This window comes from Streptomyces sp. NPDC037273 (assembly GCF_055603625.1).
On record NZ_JBVJVO010000012.1, the window covers coordinates 101,460 to 116,014 of the forward strand.

The window sequence follows — 14,555 nt, forward strand, 5'->3', positions numbered from 1 at the left end:
CTCACTCCACGGTCACGGATTTGGCCAGGTTGCGCGGCTGGTCCACCTCGTTGCCCCGCGCGGTGGCGAGCTCGCAGGCGAAGACCTGGAGCGGCACCGTGGAGACCAGCGGTTGGAGCAGCGTAGGCGTGGCCGGGATCCGGACGAGGTGGTCGGCGTAGGGGACGACGGTTTCGTCGCCTTCCTCCGCGATCACGATGGTGCGGGCACCGCGGGCCCGGATCTCCTGGATGTTGGAGACGATCTTGTCGTGGAGGACGGAGCGGCCCTTGGGCGAGGGCACGACCACGACGACCGGGAGGTCCTCCTCGATGAGGGCGATGGGCCCGTGCTTGAGCTCTCCGGCGGCGAAGCCCTCGGCGTGCATGTACGCGAGTTCCTTGAGCTTCAGGGCGCCTTCGAGGGCCACCGGGTAGCCGACGTGCCGGCCGAGGAAGAGGACGGTGTCCTTGTGGGCGAGCGAGCGGGCGAGGGCCCGGACGGGCTCCATGGTCTCCAGGACGCGTTCGACCTCGTCGCCGATCCGGGCGAGTTCGCGGATGACGGCGTGGATCTCGTCGCCCCACTTGGTGCCCCGTACCTGCCCGAGGTACAGCGCGAGCAGGTAGCAGGCGACGAGCTGGGTGAGGAAGGCCTTGGTGGAGGCGACGGCGACCTCGGGCCCGGCGTGGGTGTAGAGGACGGCGTCGGACTCGCGCGGGATCGTCGATCCGTTGGTGTTGCAGACGGCGAGGACCTTGGCGCCCTGTTCGCGGGCGTGCCGGAGCGCCATGAGGGTGTCCATGGTCTCGCCGGACTGGGAGATGGCGATGACCAGGGTGCGCTGGCCGAGGATGGGGTCCCGGTAGCGGAACTCGCTGGCGAGCTCGACCTCGCAGGGGATGCGGGTCCAGTGCTCGATGGCGTACTTGGCGATCATCCCGGCGTGGAAGGCGGTGCCGCACGCGATGATGACGATCTTGTCGGCTTCGCGGAGGACGGCGTCGGGGATGCGCACCTCGTCGAGGGTGAGCCGGCCGGCGGTGTCGATGCGCCCGAGGAGGGTGTCGGCGACGGCCTTGGGCTGCTCGGCGATCTCCTTGAGCATGAAGTAGTCGTAGCCGCCCTTCTCGGCGGCGGAGGCGTCCCAGTCCACGTGGTAGGCCCGCACGTCGGCGGGCGAGCCGTCGAAGTCGGTGACGGTGACCGCGTCCCGGGTGAGCTCGACGACCTGGTCCTGGCCGAGTTCGATCGCCGAGCGGGTGTGGGCGATGAACGCGGAGACGTCGGAGGCGAGGAAGTTCTCGCCTTCTCCGACGCCGACGACGAGGGGCGAGTTGCGGCGGGCGCCGACGACCACGTCGGGCTGGTCGGCGTGCACCGCGACCAGCGTGAACGCCCCGTCGAGCCGGCGGCACACCAGCCGCATGGCCTCGGCCAGGTCGCCCGCGGAGGAGAACTCCTCGGCGAGCAGGTGGGCGACGACCTCGGTGTCCGTCTCGGACCGCAGCTCGTGTCCGCGCTCGGCGAGCTCCTGCCGCAGGGCGGCGAAGTTCTCGATGATGCCGTTGTGGACGACGGCGACCCGCCCCGCGTTGTCCAGGTGCGGGTGCGCGTTGGCGTCGGTCGGCCCGCCGTGGGTGGCCCAGCGGGTGTGTCCGATGCCCACGGACCCGCCGGCCAGCGGCCGGTCCACGAGCTCCTTCTCCAGGTTGACGAGCTTCCCCGCCTTCTTCGCCGCGGCGAGCCCCCCGTCGGAGAGCACCGCGACACCGGCCGAGTCGTAGCCCCGGTACTCGAGCCGCTTCAGACCCGCGATCACCACATCAAGTGCCGACTGCCCGCCGGCATAACCCACGATTCCGCACATGGCGGCAGCCTATGGCGGAACCCGCCCCACCGGCCGGAGTAGCGCGGCACGGGCCGGCGCCCGTGTCGCGCGCCCGCGCCCCCCGTCAGCCGAGCTTCGCCACCTGGGCGTCGATGATCGCCTTCGGCAGCGTCTTGACGGTGCCGCCGAAGCTGAGCGTGGAGAAGGAGGCCAGGGTGTTTCCGGTGCGGAAGACGGCGACCTTGGTGACGAAGGGCTCGCCGTCCATGTCGGTGGTGACGGTCCAGGCGAGGGCCTCCTCGCCGGCGGTCAGCGGCTCCGGCGCGACCTTCGTGATCCTGGTCTTCTCCCCGCCGCCGACGAGGGTGAAGCCGCCCGCGCAGTCGGTGCCGGCCGTCTTCAGGGACGTGAGGGCCTCCTGGGCGCCCTGGCCCTCGTACGAACCGAGGGTGACGCTCGTGACGGGCGCGGCGAGCGCGCCGAGGGCGTCCTGGGGCGAGGCGGTGGCGCCCGCGCTCTTGGGCACCTCGATGGCCTTGCGGTGCGCGGAGGCGGCGGGCTGCCCGGCGGAGAGGAAGGACATCGCGTCGGCGAGCGGCTTGCAGGAGGGCTTGTCGGTGGAGATGGCGTCGGACTTCACGATGTCCGCGGCCTTGGCCTTCTGCACCTGGTGGCCCGGCAGGTCCGCCTGCTCGACGACGAGCTTGTCGAGCTCGGCGGCGGAGAGCGCCTTGGCCGGCGGCGCGCTGGTGGCGGAGGCGGAGGCCGTGGCGCTGGGCGCCGCGTCCTTGCCGTCGCCCTTCGTGTCCTTCTTCTCCCCGCCGCCGCAGGCGGTGACGAGCAGGGCGAGCGAGACGGCGGTGGCGGCGACGGCGGCACCGCGGATGGAGGTACGCATCTGAGCTGCTCTCTGTTCTCTTCGTGCCGCCCCGCGGCGGCTCCCCCCGCGTGCCGGACAGGAGCCCACGCGGCATCAGCATGATCACCCCAGGGCCGGGGTCGGACAACGGCTTTTGTCGCGTGACCGACCCCACGGCCCACGGACGCCCGCGACCCCCGACAATGGCGGGGTGATCACTTCGCCGCCACGAAGCTCCAACGGAGACGGTCCCCGCGACGACGCCGGGACCGGGACGGGCACCGGCACCGGCGCCGGGAACAGCGCCGGCCACCGCCGGCCGTCCGAGGCGACCCCGTACGTCGACTTCACCCGGGCCGAGTGGAGCGGCCTCCGCGACAAGACGCCGCTGCCGCTGACCGCCGACGAGGTGGAGCGGCTGCGCGGGCTCGGGGACGTCATCGACCTGGACGAGGTCAGGGACGTCTACCTGCCGCTGTCCCGGCTCCTGAACCTGTACGTGCAGGCGACCAGCGGACTGCGCGGCGCCCTGAACACCTTCCTCGGCGAGAGCGCCGAGCAGCGCGGCACGCCGTTCGTCATAGGGGTCGCCGGTTCGGTGGCCGTCGGCAAGTCGACGGTCTCCCGCCTCCTCCAGGCGCTGCTGGCCCGCTGGCCCGAGCACCCGCGGGTGGAGCTGGTGACCACCGACGCCTTCCTCTATCCGATGGAGGAGCTGAAGGCGCGCGGCCTGATGTCCCGGAAGGGCTTCCCCGAGTCGTACGACCGCCGGGCGCTGACCCGGTTCGTCGCGGACATCAAGGCGGGCAAGGACGAGGTCACGGCCCCCGTCTACTCGCACCTGATCTACGACCGGGTGCCCGGCGAGCGGCTCGTCGTCCGCCGCCCCGACATCCTCATCGTGGAGGGGCTCAACGTCCTCCAGCCGGCCCTGCCCGGCAAGGACGGCCGCACCCGCGTCGGCCTCGCCGACTACTTCGACTTCTCGGTGTACGTGGACGCCCGCCCGGAGGACATCGAGCGCTGGTACCTGAACCGCTTCCGCAAGCTGCGCGACACCGCGTTCCAGGACCCGTCCTCGTACTTCCAGCGATTCACCCAGGTCTCCGAGGAGGAGGCCATGGAGTACGCGCGCACGATGTGGCGGACCGTCAACAAGGTGAACCTCCTGGAGAACGTGGCCCCCACCCGCGGCCGCGCCACGCTCGTGGTCCGCAAGGGCTCCGATCACAAGGTCCAGCGGCTGAGTCTCCGTAAGCTCTGAGGATGCTGCATCTCCGGATGATCGTCCCTCCCGGCCGCACCCTGGCCGCCGTTCGGCTCATCGAGTCGACGGTCGGCACCACGCATCTGGTGGTGCTGGAGGGCGCGGCCCGTGACCCCTCCGGCGACGTGGTGATGTGCGACGTGGCCCGCGAGGCGGGGGACGAACTCCTCAGCGGGCTGCGTGAGCTGAGGATCGATCAGGACGGCTCGATCGCCGTCGAGAACATCGACCTCTCGCTCTCCACCCGGGCGGCCGCGGCCGAGGAGGAGGCCCCCGGCGAGCCGGCGGACGCGGTGATCTGGGAGCAGCTGACGGGCGCGACCCACGAGGAGTCGACGCTCTCCATCACGTACAGCGCGTTCATGATCCTGGCGACGATGATCGCGGCCTGCGGTGTCGTCCTGGACAACGCGATCCTGATCGTCGGCGCGATGGCGGTCGGCCCGGAGTTCGGTCCGCTCGCCGGCGTCTGTACGGCGATCGTGCAGCGCGCCCCGAAGCTGGCGGCCCGTTCGCTGACCGCGCTGCTCGTCGGTTTCGCGGCGGCGATCGTCGCCACCACGGTCTTCAGCCTGGGCATGGACGCGTTCGACCTGTTCAGCCCGGAGCAGCTGGACGCGGAGCGCCCGCAGACCAGCTTCATCTGGCAGCCGGACCCGTTCTCCTTCGTCGTCGCCCTCCTCGCGGGCGCGGCCGGCACCCTCTCCCTGACCTCGGCCAAGTCCGGCGCCCTCGTGGGCGTGGCGATCTCGGTCACCACGGTCCCCGCGGGCGCCAACGCGGCGGTGGCGCTCAGCTACGGCCAGTTCGGCCAGATGTGGGGCTCGGTCGAGCAGCTCCTGCTCAACCTCTTCGGCATCATCCTCGCCGGAACCCTCACCCTGTACGGGCAGAAGCTCCTCTGGCGCACCCAGCGCGGCCGCTGGCGCCGCGCGCCGAAGCCCTGAGAAACGCTACGGGCCCCGCCGCACCCGAAGGGGTACGGCGGGGCCCTGCGTGACTACACGTCAGACGGGCGGCTCGGTCAGCCCAGCGCCGACTTCACGACGTCCGCGAGGCGCTGCGCCACCGCGCGGGCCTGCTCGATGTCGGCGGCCTCGACCATGACGCGGACGAGCGGCTCGGTGCCGGAGGGACGGAGCAGGACGCGGCCGGTGGAGCCCAGCTCGCGCTCGGCCTCGGTGACGGCCGCGGCGAGCTCGCCGGAGGTGTTCACCCGCGACTTGTCGACGTCCTTGACGTTGATGAGGATCTGCGGCAGCCGCTCCATCACGCCGGCGAGGTCCGCGAGGGACTTGCCGGTGGCCGCGACGCGGGCGGCGAGCATCAGGCCGGTGAGGGTGCCGTCGCCGGTGGTGGCGTGGTCGAGCACGATGACGTGACCCGACTGCTCGCCGCCGAGCGCGTAACCGTTCTCCTTCATGGACTCCAGGACGTAACGGTCGCCGACCGCGGTCTGGACGAGGTTGAGGCCCTCGCGCTCCATGGCGAGCTTGAAGCCCAGGTTGGACATGACGGTCGCGACGACGGTGTCGCCGCGCAGCGTGCCGGCCTCGCGCATGGCGAGGGAGAGGACGGCGAGGATCTGGTCGCCGTCGACCTCGTCGCCCGCGGCGTCCACGGCGAGGCAGCGGTCGGCGTCGCCGTCGTGGGCGATGCCCAGGTCGGCGCCGTGCTCGACGACGGCGGCGCGGAGCAGTCCGAGGTGGGTGGAGCCGCAGCCGTCGTTGATGTTGAGGCCGTCCGGCTCGGCGCCGATGGTGACGACCTGGGCGCCGGCCCGGGTGAAGGCCTCGGGCGAGACGCGGGCGGCGGCGCCGTGCGCCTCGTCGAGGACGATCTTGAGGCCGTCGAGCCGGTTGGGCAGGACGGACATCAGGTGGGAGACGTAGGTCTCGAAGCCCTCGTCGTAGTCGCGGACGCGGCCGACGCCGGCACCGGTCGGACGCTCCCAGGGGGCGCCGGTGCGGTGCTCCTCGTAGACGGCCTCGATCTTGTCCTCGAGGTCGTCGGCGAGCTTGTGGCCGCCGCGGGCGAAGAACTTGATGCCGTTGTCGGGCATGGCGTTGTGGCTGGCGGAGAGCATCACGCCGAGGTCGGCGCCGAGGACGCCGGTGAGGTGCGCGACGGCCGGGGTGGGCAGGACGCCGACGCGCAGCACGTCGACGCCGGCGCTGGCGAGGCCGGCCACGACGGCGGCCTCCAGGAACTCTCCGGACGCGCGCGGGTCACGCCCGACGACGGCGGTCGGCCGGTGCCCCTCGAAGGTGCCCGCCTCTGCCAGCACGTGCGCCGCCGCGACGGACAGGCCGAGCGCGAGCTCCGCCGTCAGGTCCGCGTTGGCGACGCCGCGTACGCCGTCCGTGCCGAAGAGTCGTCCCACAGCTGTCCTCCGAGAAATACGTGCCCAAGCTGATGAAAGAAGGATTCAAAAAGAAACGCTTACGAAAAAACGTACGCCCCGACGGCACGGGCAGTGCCGCCGGGGCGTACGAACAGTCCGAGCAGGCGTGATTAGCGCTTGCTGTACTGCGGGGCCTTACGGGCCTTCTTGAGACCGGCCTTCTTGCGCTCGACCGCACGGTCGTCGCGGGAGAGGAAGCCGGCCTTCTTCAGCGCCGGGCGGTTGTTCTCGACGTCCGCCTCGTTCAGCGCACGGGCCACGCCGAGGCGCAGGGCGCCGGCCTGGCCGGAGACACCGCCACCCGCGATGCGGGCGATGACGTCGTAGCGGTTGTCGAGCTCGAGCACCTTGAAGGGCTCGTTGACTTCCTGCTGGTGCACCTTGTTGGGGAAGTAGTCCTCAAGGGTGCGACCGTTGATCTTCCACTTGCCGGTGCCCGGAACGATCCGGACGCGGGCGATGGCGTTCTTGCGACGGCCCAGGCCGGCGGCCGGCTGCGGGTCGCCGAAGCGGGACGCGAGCGACTCGGAGGTGTACTCACCCTCGACGAGCTCGGTCTCGGTGGTGTACTCCTCGACGCCCTCGAACTCGTCGACGGGGGTCTCGGGGGTGGTCTCGGCCACGATGCTCCTCAGATTTCTTTCGTTCTTAGGGGGTGTGGCCGGAACTACTGCGCGACCTGGGTGATCTCGAACGGAACCGGCTGCTGCGCAGCGTGCGGGTGGTTCTCGCCCGCGTAGACCTTCAGCTTCGAGATCATCTGACGGCCCAGGGAGTTCTTGGGGATCATGCCCTTGATGGCCTTCTCGACGGCCTTCTCGGGGTTCTTGTCCAGCAGCTCGTCGTAACGGACGGAGCGCAGACCACCCGGGAAGCCGGAGTGGCGGTACGCCAGCTTCTGGGTCTTCTTGTTGCCGGACAGGTGCACCTTGTCAGCGTTGATGATGATGACAAAGTCGCCCATGTCCATGTGGGGGGCGTAGACCGGCTTGTGCTTGCCTCGCAGGAGGTTCGCAGCCGTGGTCGCCAGACGGCCCAGGACAACGTCCTGCGCGTCGATGATGTGCCACTGGCGAGTGACATCGCCGGGCTTGGGGCTGTACGTACGCACTTCGTAGCCTTCGCTTCTTCAGTGGATGGAGTCCAGACACACCTGAAGCGATCATGCAGCTGGGGCCTGCACTGCCGGGAACTCTGCCCGTATGCGAGCCACTGGTAACTGCTCCAGGGAACCTGCGTAAGAGTCTTCGCCGCGTGAACGACGCGACCTATACGCATAACAAAGCAGAAGCGTACCCGCGCGCCCCTGGACGGGTCAAAACGCGTCCCCGCCGCCGCCCGAAGTCCCACCCGATCCGCCGCCCCGGCCGTCGTACGCCGCCCGCGCCTCCGCCACCTCGGCCATGTGCCCGTCCGCCCAGTCCTTCACCGCCGCCACCACCGGCAGCAGTGAGGCGCCGAGCGGGGTCAGCGCGTAGTCGACGCGGACCGGGACCGACGGGGTCACGGTCCGGACGACCAGGCCGTCGCGCTCCAGCGCGCGCAGGGTCTGGGTCAGCATCTTCTGGCTGACGCCCGCGATCCGGCGGCTCAGCTCCCCGTAACGGCGGGGTCCTTCGGCCAGCGCCGTCAGGACCAGGGTGACCCATTTGTCGGCGATCCGGTCGAGGAGCCCGCGCGCCGGACACTCGGCCAGGTACGCGTCGTACGCGCGGCGGGCCTCCGCGCGCTGCTCGGCGGCGGTACGGGTGGGCATGGGCGCTCCCCCTCGGGTGCGGTACGCACTTCCAGGTGCCTGCTTCCCCACGGAGCGTAGCTCTCCCTAGGTTCGTGAGGACCGTCACAGCTCCCCGGCAGCCCCGCGAAAGGTCCCGCCCATGCGCGCTCTCGTCCTCGACACCTTCGGCGGCCCGGAGGTCCTGCGCCTCGCCGAGGTCCCCGTCCCCGCGCCCGGCCCCGGACAGGTACGGGTACGGGTGCAGGCGGCCACCGTCCACCCCGTCGACCTCGCCACCCGCTCCGGCGTCCTCGCGGCGGCCGGACTGATGACCGGCGGCGCCCGCACCGGGCTCGGCTGGGACGTCGCCGGCGTCGTCGACCTGACCGGCCCCCGGGTCGAAGGGCTCCGCGCCGGAGACCCGGTCATCGGCATGAACGACCGGCTCGACGTCCCCCTCGGCACCCAGGCCGACCACGTCGTCCTGGACGCCTCGGCGGTCGTGCCGGCCCCCGCCGGACTGGACCCGGCGGCCGCCGCGACCCTCCCGCTCGCCGGGCTCACCGCCCTCCAGGCCCTGGACGCCCTGGCCCTGCCCGAAGGCGCCACGCTCCTCGTCACCGGCGCCGCCGGCGCGGTCGGCGGCCACGCGGTACGGCTCGCCACCGCCCGCGGCCTACGCGTCGTCGCCACCGCCCGCGCCGCCGACGAACCGCTGGTACGCGCCCTCGGCGCCGCCCTCTTCGTCCCCGCGGGCCCCGACCGCCTCGGCACGGCCGTCCGCGCCCTCGTCCCCGGCGGCGCCGCCGGAGCCCTGGACGCGGCCGCACTGGGCCCCGCGGCCCTCGACGCGATCCGCACCGGCGGCGCCTTCGCCGCCCTGGTCCCGGGGTCCGCCCCCTACCCCCTCCGCGGCATCCGCGTCGAGCAGATCTGGGTCCGCGCCGACCAGCACGGCCTCCGACACCTCACCACCCTCGCCGAACACGGCACCCTCACCCCCCGCGTGGCCGACACCCTCCCCCTGACCCACGCCGCCGAAGCCCACCACCGCCTGGCCACAGGCGGCCTCCGCGGCAACCTCGTCCTCATCCCGTAAAACGACCGCGAGACCGGCCCCGCCCCTTCGGCGACACCGGCCCCACCCCTACGACCTCAACGAGCCCGCTCGACCCACACGACCTCAGCGAGCCCGCTCGACCCGCCGCTCGTCCCACACCGGCTCCGGGGTCTCCCGGACGACGCCGTCCGAGCCGAAGACCAGGTAGCGGTCGAAGGACTTCGCGAACCAGCGGTCGTGGGTGACGGCCATCACCGTCCCGTCATACGACTCCAGGCCGTCCTGGAGGGCCTCGGCGGACTCCAGGTCAAGGTTGTCGGTGGGCTCGTCGAGGAGCAGCGCCGTCGTGCCGGCCAGCTCCAGGAGGAGGATCTGGAAGCGGGCCTGCTGGCCGCCGGAGAGCTTGTCGAAGGACTGGTCGCCCTGGCGCTCCAGCTCGTACCGCCGCAGCATCGACATCGCCCCGCCGCGGTCCTTGGCGTGCTCGGTCCAGAGGATGTCGACGAGCGGGCGGCCGGCCAGCTCGGGGTGGGCGTGGGTCTGCGCGAAGTGCCCCGGCACGACCCGCGCGCCCACCTTCCAGTGGCCGGTGTGGGCCACCGTGGGGTCGCCGGCGAGCAGCCGCAGGAAGTGCGACTTGCCGGAGCCGTTGGAACCGAGGACGGCGACCCGCTCCCCGTAGAAGATCTCAAGCGAGAACGGCTTCATGAGGCCGGTCAGCTCAAGGTTCTCGCAGGTCACGGCACGTACGCCGGTACGTCCGCCACGGAGCCGCATGCGGATGTCCTGCTCGCGCGGCGGCTCCGGCGGCGGGCCGGCCTCCTCGAACTTCCGCAGCCGGGTCTGCGCCGCCGCGTACCGGGAGGCCATCTCGTGGCTGACGGAGGCGGCCTGCCGCAGGTTGACGACGAGCTTCTTCAGCTGGGCGTGCTTCTCCTCCCAGCGCCGCTTGAGCTCCTCGAAGCGGGCGAAGCGCTCGCGCCGCGCGTCGTGGAAGGTGTCGAAGCCGCCGCCGTGCACCCAGACGTCCGAGCCGGCCGGGCCGGGCTCGACCGCGACGATCTTCTGCGCGCTCCGGGAGAGCAGCTCGCGGTCGTGGGAGATGAAGAGCACGGTCTTGCGGGTCTCCCGCAGCCGCTCCTCCAGCCACCGCTTGCCGGGTACGTCGAGGTAGTTGTCCGGCTCGTCGAGGAGCAGCACCTCGTCGGGCCCGCGGAGCAGCGACTCCAGGACGAGCCGCTTCTGCTCGCCGCCCGAGAGCGTCCGGACCTCGCGGAACTGCGCCTTCTCGTACGGGACGCCGAGCGCGGCCATCGTGCAGATGTCCCAGAGGGTCTCGGCCTCGTACCCCTGCACCTCGGCCCAGTCGCTGAGGGCCTGCGCGTACTTCATCTGCGCGGCCTCGTCGTCGACGGTCATGATCAGGTGCTCGGCCTCGTCGACCGCCTTCGCGGCCTTGCGGATCCGCGGCTCGGCCACCGAGACCAGCAGGTCGCGGACGGTGGACTCGTCCCGTACGGAGCCGACGAACTGCGGCATCACGCCGAGGCCGCCGCTGACGGTGACGGAGCCGCCGTGCGGCTGGAGTTCCCCGGAGATCAGCCGGAGCAGTGTGGTCTTGCCGGCGCCGTTGGCCCCGACGAGGGCGACGACGGCGCCCTCCCCGACCCGGAAGGAGACGTCCCCGAGCAGGACCCTCCCGTCCGGAAGGTAGTACTCAAGATGCGCGGCCTCGACATGTCCCATGGAGTGCATTGTCACCGCCCGCCTCCCCTTCGCCCAACCGGATTAGGATGCGCGGCATGAGCTTTGGGGGACCGCAGTGGCCGCAGGAGCCGCAGCAGCAGGGGCAGCAGGGGCAGCAGGGCCACGGACAGCAGCCCGGACAAGGACAGCAGCCGGGGTACGGGCAGCAGCCCGGTCCCGCACCGCAGCCGGGATACGGCTACCCGCAGCCGTACGGAGGTCAGCCGGCCTTCGGACAGCCGAACCCCTTCCCGGGCGCCCAGAGCGGCGGGGCGACCCCTGACTGGGACGCCCTGGCGGCCGCGTCCGAGGGCCGCAGCCGCCGCAAGCGCTGGCTGCTGATCGGCGGCGGGGTGCTGGCCACCGTGGCGGTCGGCGCGATCGTCGCCACCGCCGTGGTGACCACGAACAAGAACAACAACGCGTCGAAGAACGGCGGCGGGGTGCCCACCGGCACGGTCTCCCCCACCGGCACGCCCACGCCCGAGCCGACGTTCTCGTCGGTGGCGCCGCCGCCCCCGCCGAACCCGATGGACTTCATCTCGGACCCGAAGAAGGACAAGGCCCCGATCACCGTCGAGGGCCTCTTCCCGGGTAAGCAGATGTCCATGAACAAGCGCGCCTACAAGAAGGGCGCGACCGCCGCCACCACGAACTGCGCGGCCGCCACCCAGGGCGGCCTCGGCACCGTCCTGAAGCGGAACGGCTGCCAGCGCCTGTTCCGCGCCACCTATGTGAAGGACGGCGTGGCGATCACCGTCGGCATCGCCGTCTTCCCGTCCGAGGCCGCCGCCCTCAAGGCGAAGACCCAGGCCACCGGCGGCGTCTCCCCGCTGGTCGGCGCGGGAGTGGGTGACTTCTGCCACGCCACGGTCTGCCTGCGCCGCTCGAACTCGATCGGCCGCTACGCGTACTTCACCCAGGCCGGCTTCGCCGACGGCAAGAAGGTCACCAAGGCCGACAAGCCCGTCTTCCAGGCCAGCGACGACCTCGGCACCTTCGCCTTCAACCAGATCTACGCCCGCGGCCGCTCCCAGGCCTCAGCAGCAGCCGCCGCCGGGCAGTGACCGCTTGTTCCTGGCCTCCACACTGCGGGCGGCCAGGAGCTCGTCCGCCGGGTAGCCGACCTCTTCGAGGGTGAGCCCGTGCGGCCGTACGACGTGCACGGCCGAGTCGCGGACCCCGGCGGCCAGCACCTTGCCGGGCCAGTCCACCGGCCGGTGCCCGTCGCCGACGAACAGCATCGCGCCGACCAGCGAGCGGACCATGTTGTGGCAGAAGGCGTCCGCCTTGACGGTCGCCTCCAGGATCCCGTCCTCGCGCCTCTCCCAGCGCAGCACCTGGAGCGTGCGGATGGTGGTCGCGCCCTCGCGCTTCTTGCAGTACGCGGCGAAGTCGTGCTCGCCGACGAGCGCGGTCGCGGCCTCGTTCATGGCGTCCATGTCCAGGGCCCAGTCGTGCCACAGGACGTGCCCGCGCAGCAGCGGGTCGACGCCGGCGGGGTCGTCGGTGACGCGGTAGGCGTAGCGGCGCCAGATCGCGGAGAACCGCGCGTTGAACCCGGCGGGGGCCTCCTCCGCCTTCCAGATCCGCACATCGTGCGAGAGCCGCCCCGCGAGCCGCCGCAGCAGCTTGTCCCGGTGCTCGGCCCACACCTCCACGGGCAGGTCGACGTGGGCGACCTGGCCCCGCGCGTGCACCCCGGAGTCGGTCCGGCCGGCGACGGTCAGCTCGTACGTCTCCTTGGACCGCGTCACGGTCCGCAGGGCGTCCTCGATGTCCCCCTGCACCGTCCGCTGCCCCTGCGCCTGCTTGGCCCAGCCGGAGAAGTCCTTGCCGTCGTACGAGAGGTCGAGCCTCACCCGTACGTATCCGTCCTGCACGTCATCGCTCACGCGGGAAATCCTCTCAGAACCATCGAGCACAGCGGCGGGCCCGCACCCCAGAGGGGTACGGGCCCGCACAAGAGAAAGCTCTCAGGAACGCTTACGCGTCCTTCGACTCCTCGGCCGGAGCCTCGGCGGCCGCGTCGGCCTCCTTGACGGCGCGCACGGTGGCGGCCTCGGCCTCGGCGACGGTCGCCTTCTTGGCGATCTCGCCCTCGACCAGCTCGATCACGGCCATCGGGGCGTTGTCGCCACGACGGTTGCCGATCTTGGTGATACGGGTGTAACCACCCGGACGCTCCGAGTAGCGCGGGGCGATCTCGGTGAAGAGGGTGTGGACGATGCCCTTGTCGGTGATCGTCTGCAGCACCAGGCGACGGTTGTGGATGTCGCCCTTCTTCGCCTTGGTGATCAGGCGCTCGGCGACCGGACGCAGGCGACGGGCCTTGGCCTCGGTCGTGGTGATGCGGCCGTGCTCGAACAGCGACTTCGCCAGGTTGGCGAGCAGCAGCTTCTCGTGCGCGGCGGAACCGCCGAGGCGGGCACCCTTCGCGGGACGCGGCATGGTGTTTCTCCTTGATGTCTGCCTCGGCCGTATCAGGTACCGGGGTCAGTATCCGAGCGGGCGGTTGCCCGTCGAAGACCCGCGCCCCCTGAGGGGCGCGGGGAACTGCGCGGCCGACCGGAACCGGCCCGCAGCAAGACTGCGACTAGTACTGCTCGGTCTCGACGAAACCGGCGTCGGCGTCGTCGTCCGCGCCGAACGCGTCGGCGGCGGCGGTCGGGTCGAATCCGGGCGGCGAGTCCTTCAGCGCGAGGCCCATACCGGCCAGCTTCGCCTTGACCTCGTCGATCGACTTCGCACCGAAGTTGCGGATGTCGAGCAGGTCCGCCTCGGAACGCGCCACGAGCTCACCCACGGAGTGGATGCCCTCGCGCTTGAGGCAGTTGTACGAACGGACGGTGAGCTCGAGCTCCTCGATCGGCAGCGCGAGGTCGGCGGCCAGGGCGGCGTCCGTGGGGGACGGGCCCATGTCGATGCCCTCGGCGTCGATGTTGAGCTCGCGCGCCAGACCGAACAGCTCGACCAGGGTCTTGCCGGCGGACGCCATGGCGTCACGCGGGCGCATGGCCTGCTTGGTCTCGACGTCGACGATCAGCTTGTCGAAGTCGGTGCGCTGCTCGACACGGGTCGCCTCGACCTTGTACGTGACCTTGAGCACCGGCGAGTAGATGGAGTCGACCGGGATACGGCCGATCTCCTGGCCGACCTGCTTGTTCTGCACGGCGGAGACGTAGCCGCGACCGCGCTCGACGGTCAGCTCCATCTCCAGCTTGCCCTTGCCGTTGAGCGTGGCGAGGACGAGGTCGGGGTTGTGCACCTCGACACCGGCCGGGGGCGCGATGTCGGCGGCGGTGACCAGACCCGGGCCCTGCTTGCGCAGGTACATCACGACCGGCTCGTCGTGCTCCGAGGAGACGACCAGCTGCTTGATGTTGAGGATGAGGTCGGTGACGTCCTCCTTGACGCCCGGCACGGTGGTGAACTCGTGCAGGACACCGTCGATGCGGATGCTGGTGACAGCGGCACCCGGGATCGAGGAGAGGAGGGTACGGCGGAGGGAGTTGCCGAGGGTGTAGCCGAAGCCCGGCTCCAGCGGCTCGATCACGAACCGGGAGCGGAACTCGTCGACGACCTCTTCGGTCAGCGACGGACGCTGAGCGATCAGCATGTCTCTGTTTCCTTCAGTCGTGGACGCCCACTATTTGACGCCCGACGGATGTATCTAGTGCAAGGGTACGGGC

The 14,555-nt window shown here is 71.2% G+C and carries 14 protein-coding genes; 4 read left to right on the forward strand and 10 right to left on the reverse strand.

Features of this window, described 5'->3' with window-relative positions; genetic code table 11:
* Nucleotide 1: 1 nt before the first annotated feature.
* Nucleotides 2–1,849, reverse strand: a complete 1,848-nt coding sequence (gene glmS, locus ACZ7G1_RS28005; RefSeq protein ID WP_470877065.1) for a glutamine--fructose-6-phosphate transaminase (isomerizing) — start codon at nt 1,847–1,849, stop codon at nt 2–4.
* Nucleotides 1,850–1,934: 85 nt separating this feature from the next.
* Nucleotides 1,935–2,708, reverse strand: a complete 774-nt coding sequence (locus ACZ7G1_RS28010; protein WP_470877063.1) for a hypothetical protein — start codon at nt 2,706–2,708, stop codon at nt 1,935–1,937.
* A gap of 172 nt (nt 2,709–2,880) precedes the next feature.
* Between ACZ7G1_RS28010 and coaA the strand changes: the two genes are divergently transcribed.
* Complete coding sequence (gene coaA, locus ACZ7G1_RS28015; protein ID WP_470877061.1) at nt 2,881–3,933, forward strand: type I pantothenate kinase; 1,053 nt, start codon at nt 2,881–2,883, stop codon at nt 3,931–3,933.
* A gap of 2 nt (nt 3,934–3,935) precedes the next feature.
* A complete protein-coding gene (locus ACZ7G1_RS28020) occupies nt 3,936–4,883 on the forward strand; it encodes a DUF389 domain-containing protein (protein WP_470877059.1) in 948 nt (315 codons plus the stop codon).
* 77 nt (nt 4,884–4,960) lie between these two features.
* Here ACZ7G1_RS28020 and glmM read toward each other — a convergent pair whose 3' ends face one another.
* The 4 genes from glmM to ACZ7G1_RS28040 all read right to left on the reverse strand — a co-directional run bounded on the left by glmM (nt 4,961) and on the right by ACZ7G1_RS28040 (nt 8,096).
* Nucleotides 4,961–6,319, reverse strand: a complete 1,359-nt coding sequence (gene glmM, locus ACZ7G1_RS28025) for a phosphoglucosamine mutase (protein WP_470877058.1) — start codon at nt 6,317–6,319, stop codon at nt 4,961–4,963.
* A gap of 131 nt (nt 6,320–6,450) precedes the next feature.
* Nucleotides 6,451–6,963 (reverse strand): 30S ribosomal protein S9, encoded by a 513-nt coding sequence (rpsI, locus tag ACZ7G1_RS28030; protein ID WP_015035601.1) that lies wholly within the window; start codon nt 6,961–6,963, stop codon nt 6,451–6,453.
* Between the two features lie 44 nt (nt 6,964–7,007).
* Entirely contained in the window at nt 7,008–7,451 is a 444-nt protein-coding gene (gene rplM, locus ACZ7G1_RS28035) for a 50S ribosomal protein L13 (protein WP_033201974.1), read from the reverse strand.
* A gap of 204 nt (nt 7,452–7,655) precedes the next feature.
* Nucleotides 7,656–8,096: a winged helix-turn-helix transcriptional regulator gene (locus ACZ7G1_RS28040; RefSeq protein WP_470877056.1), complete on the reverse strand. Its 441-nt coding sequence runs from the start codon at nt 8,094–8,096 to the stop codon at nt 7,656–7,658.
* A gap of 121 nt (nt 8,097–8,217) precedes the next feature.
* Between ACZ7G1_RS28040 and ACZ7G1_RS28045 the strand changes: the two genes are divergently transcribed.
* Nucleotides 8,218–9,156 (forward strand): alcohol dehydrogenase catalytic domain-containing protein, encoded by a 939-nt coding sequence (locus ACZ7G1_RS28045; RefSeq protein WP_470877054.1) that lies wholly within the window; start codon nt 8,218–8,220, stop codon nt 9,154–9,156.
* Nucleotides 9,157–9,240: 84 nt separating this feature from the next.
* Here ACZ7G1_RS28045 and ACZ7G1_RS28050 read toward each other — a convergent pair whose 3' ends face one another.
* Entirely contained in the window at nt 9,241–10,863 is a 1,623-nt protein-coding gene (locus ACZ7G1_RS28050; RefSeq protein WP_470877052.1) for an ABC-F family ATP-binding cassette domain-containing protein, read from the reverse strand.
* Between the two features lie 56 nt (nt 10,864–10,919).
* Here ACZ7G1_RS28050 and ACZ7G1_RS28055 point away from each other — a divergent pair, with 56 nt between their 5' ends.
* Nucleotides 10,920–11,930 (forward strand): hypothetical protein, encoded by a 1,011-nt coding sequence (locus ACZ7G1_RS28055; protein WP_470877050.1) that lies wholly within the window; start codon nt 10,920–10,922, stop codon nt 11,928–11,930.
* Here the strand turns inward: ACZ7G1_RS28055 and truA are convergent.
* The 3 genes from truA to ACZ7G1_RS28070 all read right to left on the reverse strand — a co-directional run bounded on the left by truA (nt 11,904) and on the right by ACZ7G1_RS28070 (nt 14,482).
* Nucleotides 11,904–12,758, reverse strand: a complete 855-nt coding sequence (gene truA, locus ACZ7G1_RS28060) for a tRNA pseudouridine(38-40) synthase TruA (RefSeq protein ID WP_470877049.1) — start codon at nt 12,756–12,758, stop codon at nt 11,904–11,906. The two genes, ACZ7G1_RS28055 and truA, sit on opposite strands and share 27 nt — an antisense overlap.
* A 91-nt stretch (nt 12,759–12,849) precedes the next feature.
* On the reverse strand, nt 12,850–13,314 hold the full coding sequence (rplQ, locus tag ACZ7G1_RS28065) for a 50S ribosomal protein L17 (protein ID WP_015035596.1): 465 nt from the start codon (nt 13,312–13,314) through the stop codon (nt 12,850–12,852).
* A 145-nt stretch (nt 13,315–13,459) separates the two neighbouring features.
* A complete protein-coding gene (locus ACZ7G1_RS28070) occupies nt 13,460–14,482 on the reverse strand; it encodes a DNA-directed RNA polymerase subunit alpha (protein ID WP_003966937.1) in 1,023 nt (340 codons plus the stop codon).
* Nucleotides 14,483–14,555: the final 73 nt, after the last annotated feature.

What these genes read in the sequence shown, in the direction of transcription:
- ACZ7G1_RS28050 (WP_470877052.1), bottom strand. Translation starts at nt 10,863, where the DNA reads ATGGGACATGTCGAGGCCGCGCATCTTGAGTACTACCTTCCGGACGGG.
- ACZ7G1_RS28020 (WP_470877059.1), top strand. Translation starts at nt 3,936, where the DNA reads ATGCTGCATCTCCGGATGATCGTCCCTCCCGGCCGCACCCTGGCCGCC.
- ACZ7G1_RS28070 (WP_003966937.1), bottom strand. Translation starts at nt 14,482, where the DNA reads ATGCTGATCGCTCAGCGTCCGTCGCTGACCGAAGAGGTCGTCGACGAG.
- ACZ7G1_RS28010 (WP_470877063.1), bottom strand. Translation starts at nt 2,708, where the DNA reads ATGCGTACCTCCATCCGCGGTGCCGCCGTCGCCGCCACCGCCGTCTCG.
- glmS (WP_470877065.1), bottom strand. Translation starts at nt 1,849, where the DNA reads ATGTGCGGAATCGTGGGTTATGCCGGCGGGCAGTCGGCACTTGATGTG.
- ACZ7G1_RS28045 (WP_470877054.1), top strand. Translation starts at nt 8,218, where the DNA reads ATGCGCGCTCTCGTCCTCGACACCTTCGGCGGCCCGGAGGTCCTGCGC.
- ACZ7G1_RS28055 (WP_470877050.1), top strand. Translation starts at nt 10,920, where the DNA reads ATGAGCTTTGGGGGACCGCAGTGGCCGCAGGAGCCGCAGCAGCAGGGG.
- rplQ (WP_015035596.1), bottom strand. Translation starts at nt 13,314, where the DNA reads ATGCCGCGTCCCGCGAAGGGTGCCCGCCTCGGCGGTTCCGCCGCGCAC.
- ACZ7G1_RS28040 (WP_470877056.1), bottom strand. Translation starts at nt 8,096, where the DNA reads ATGCCCACCCGTACCGCCGCCGAGCAGCGCGCGGAGGCCCGCCGCGCG.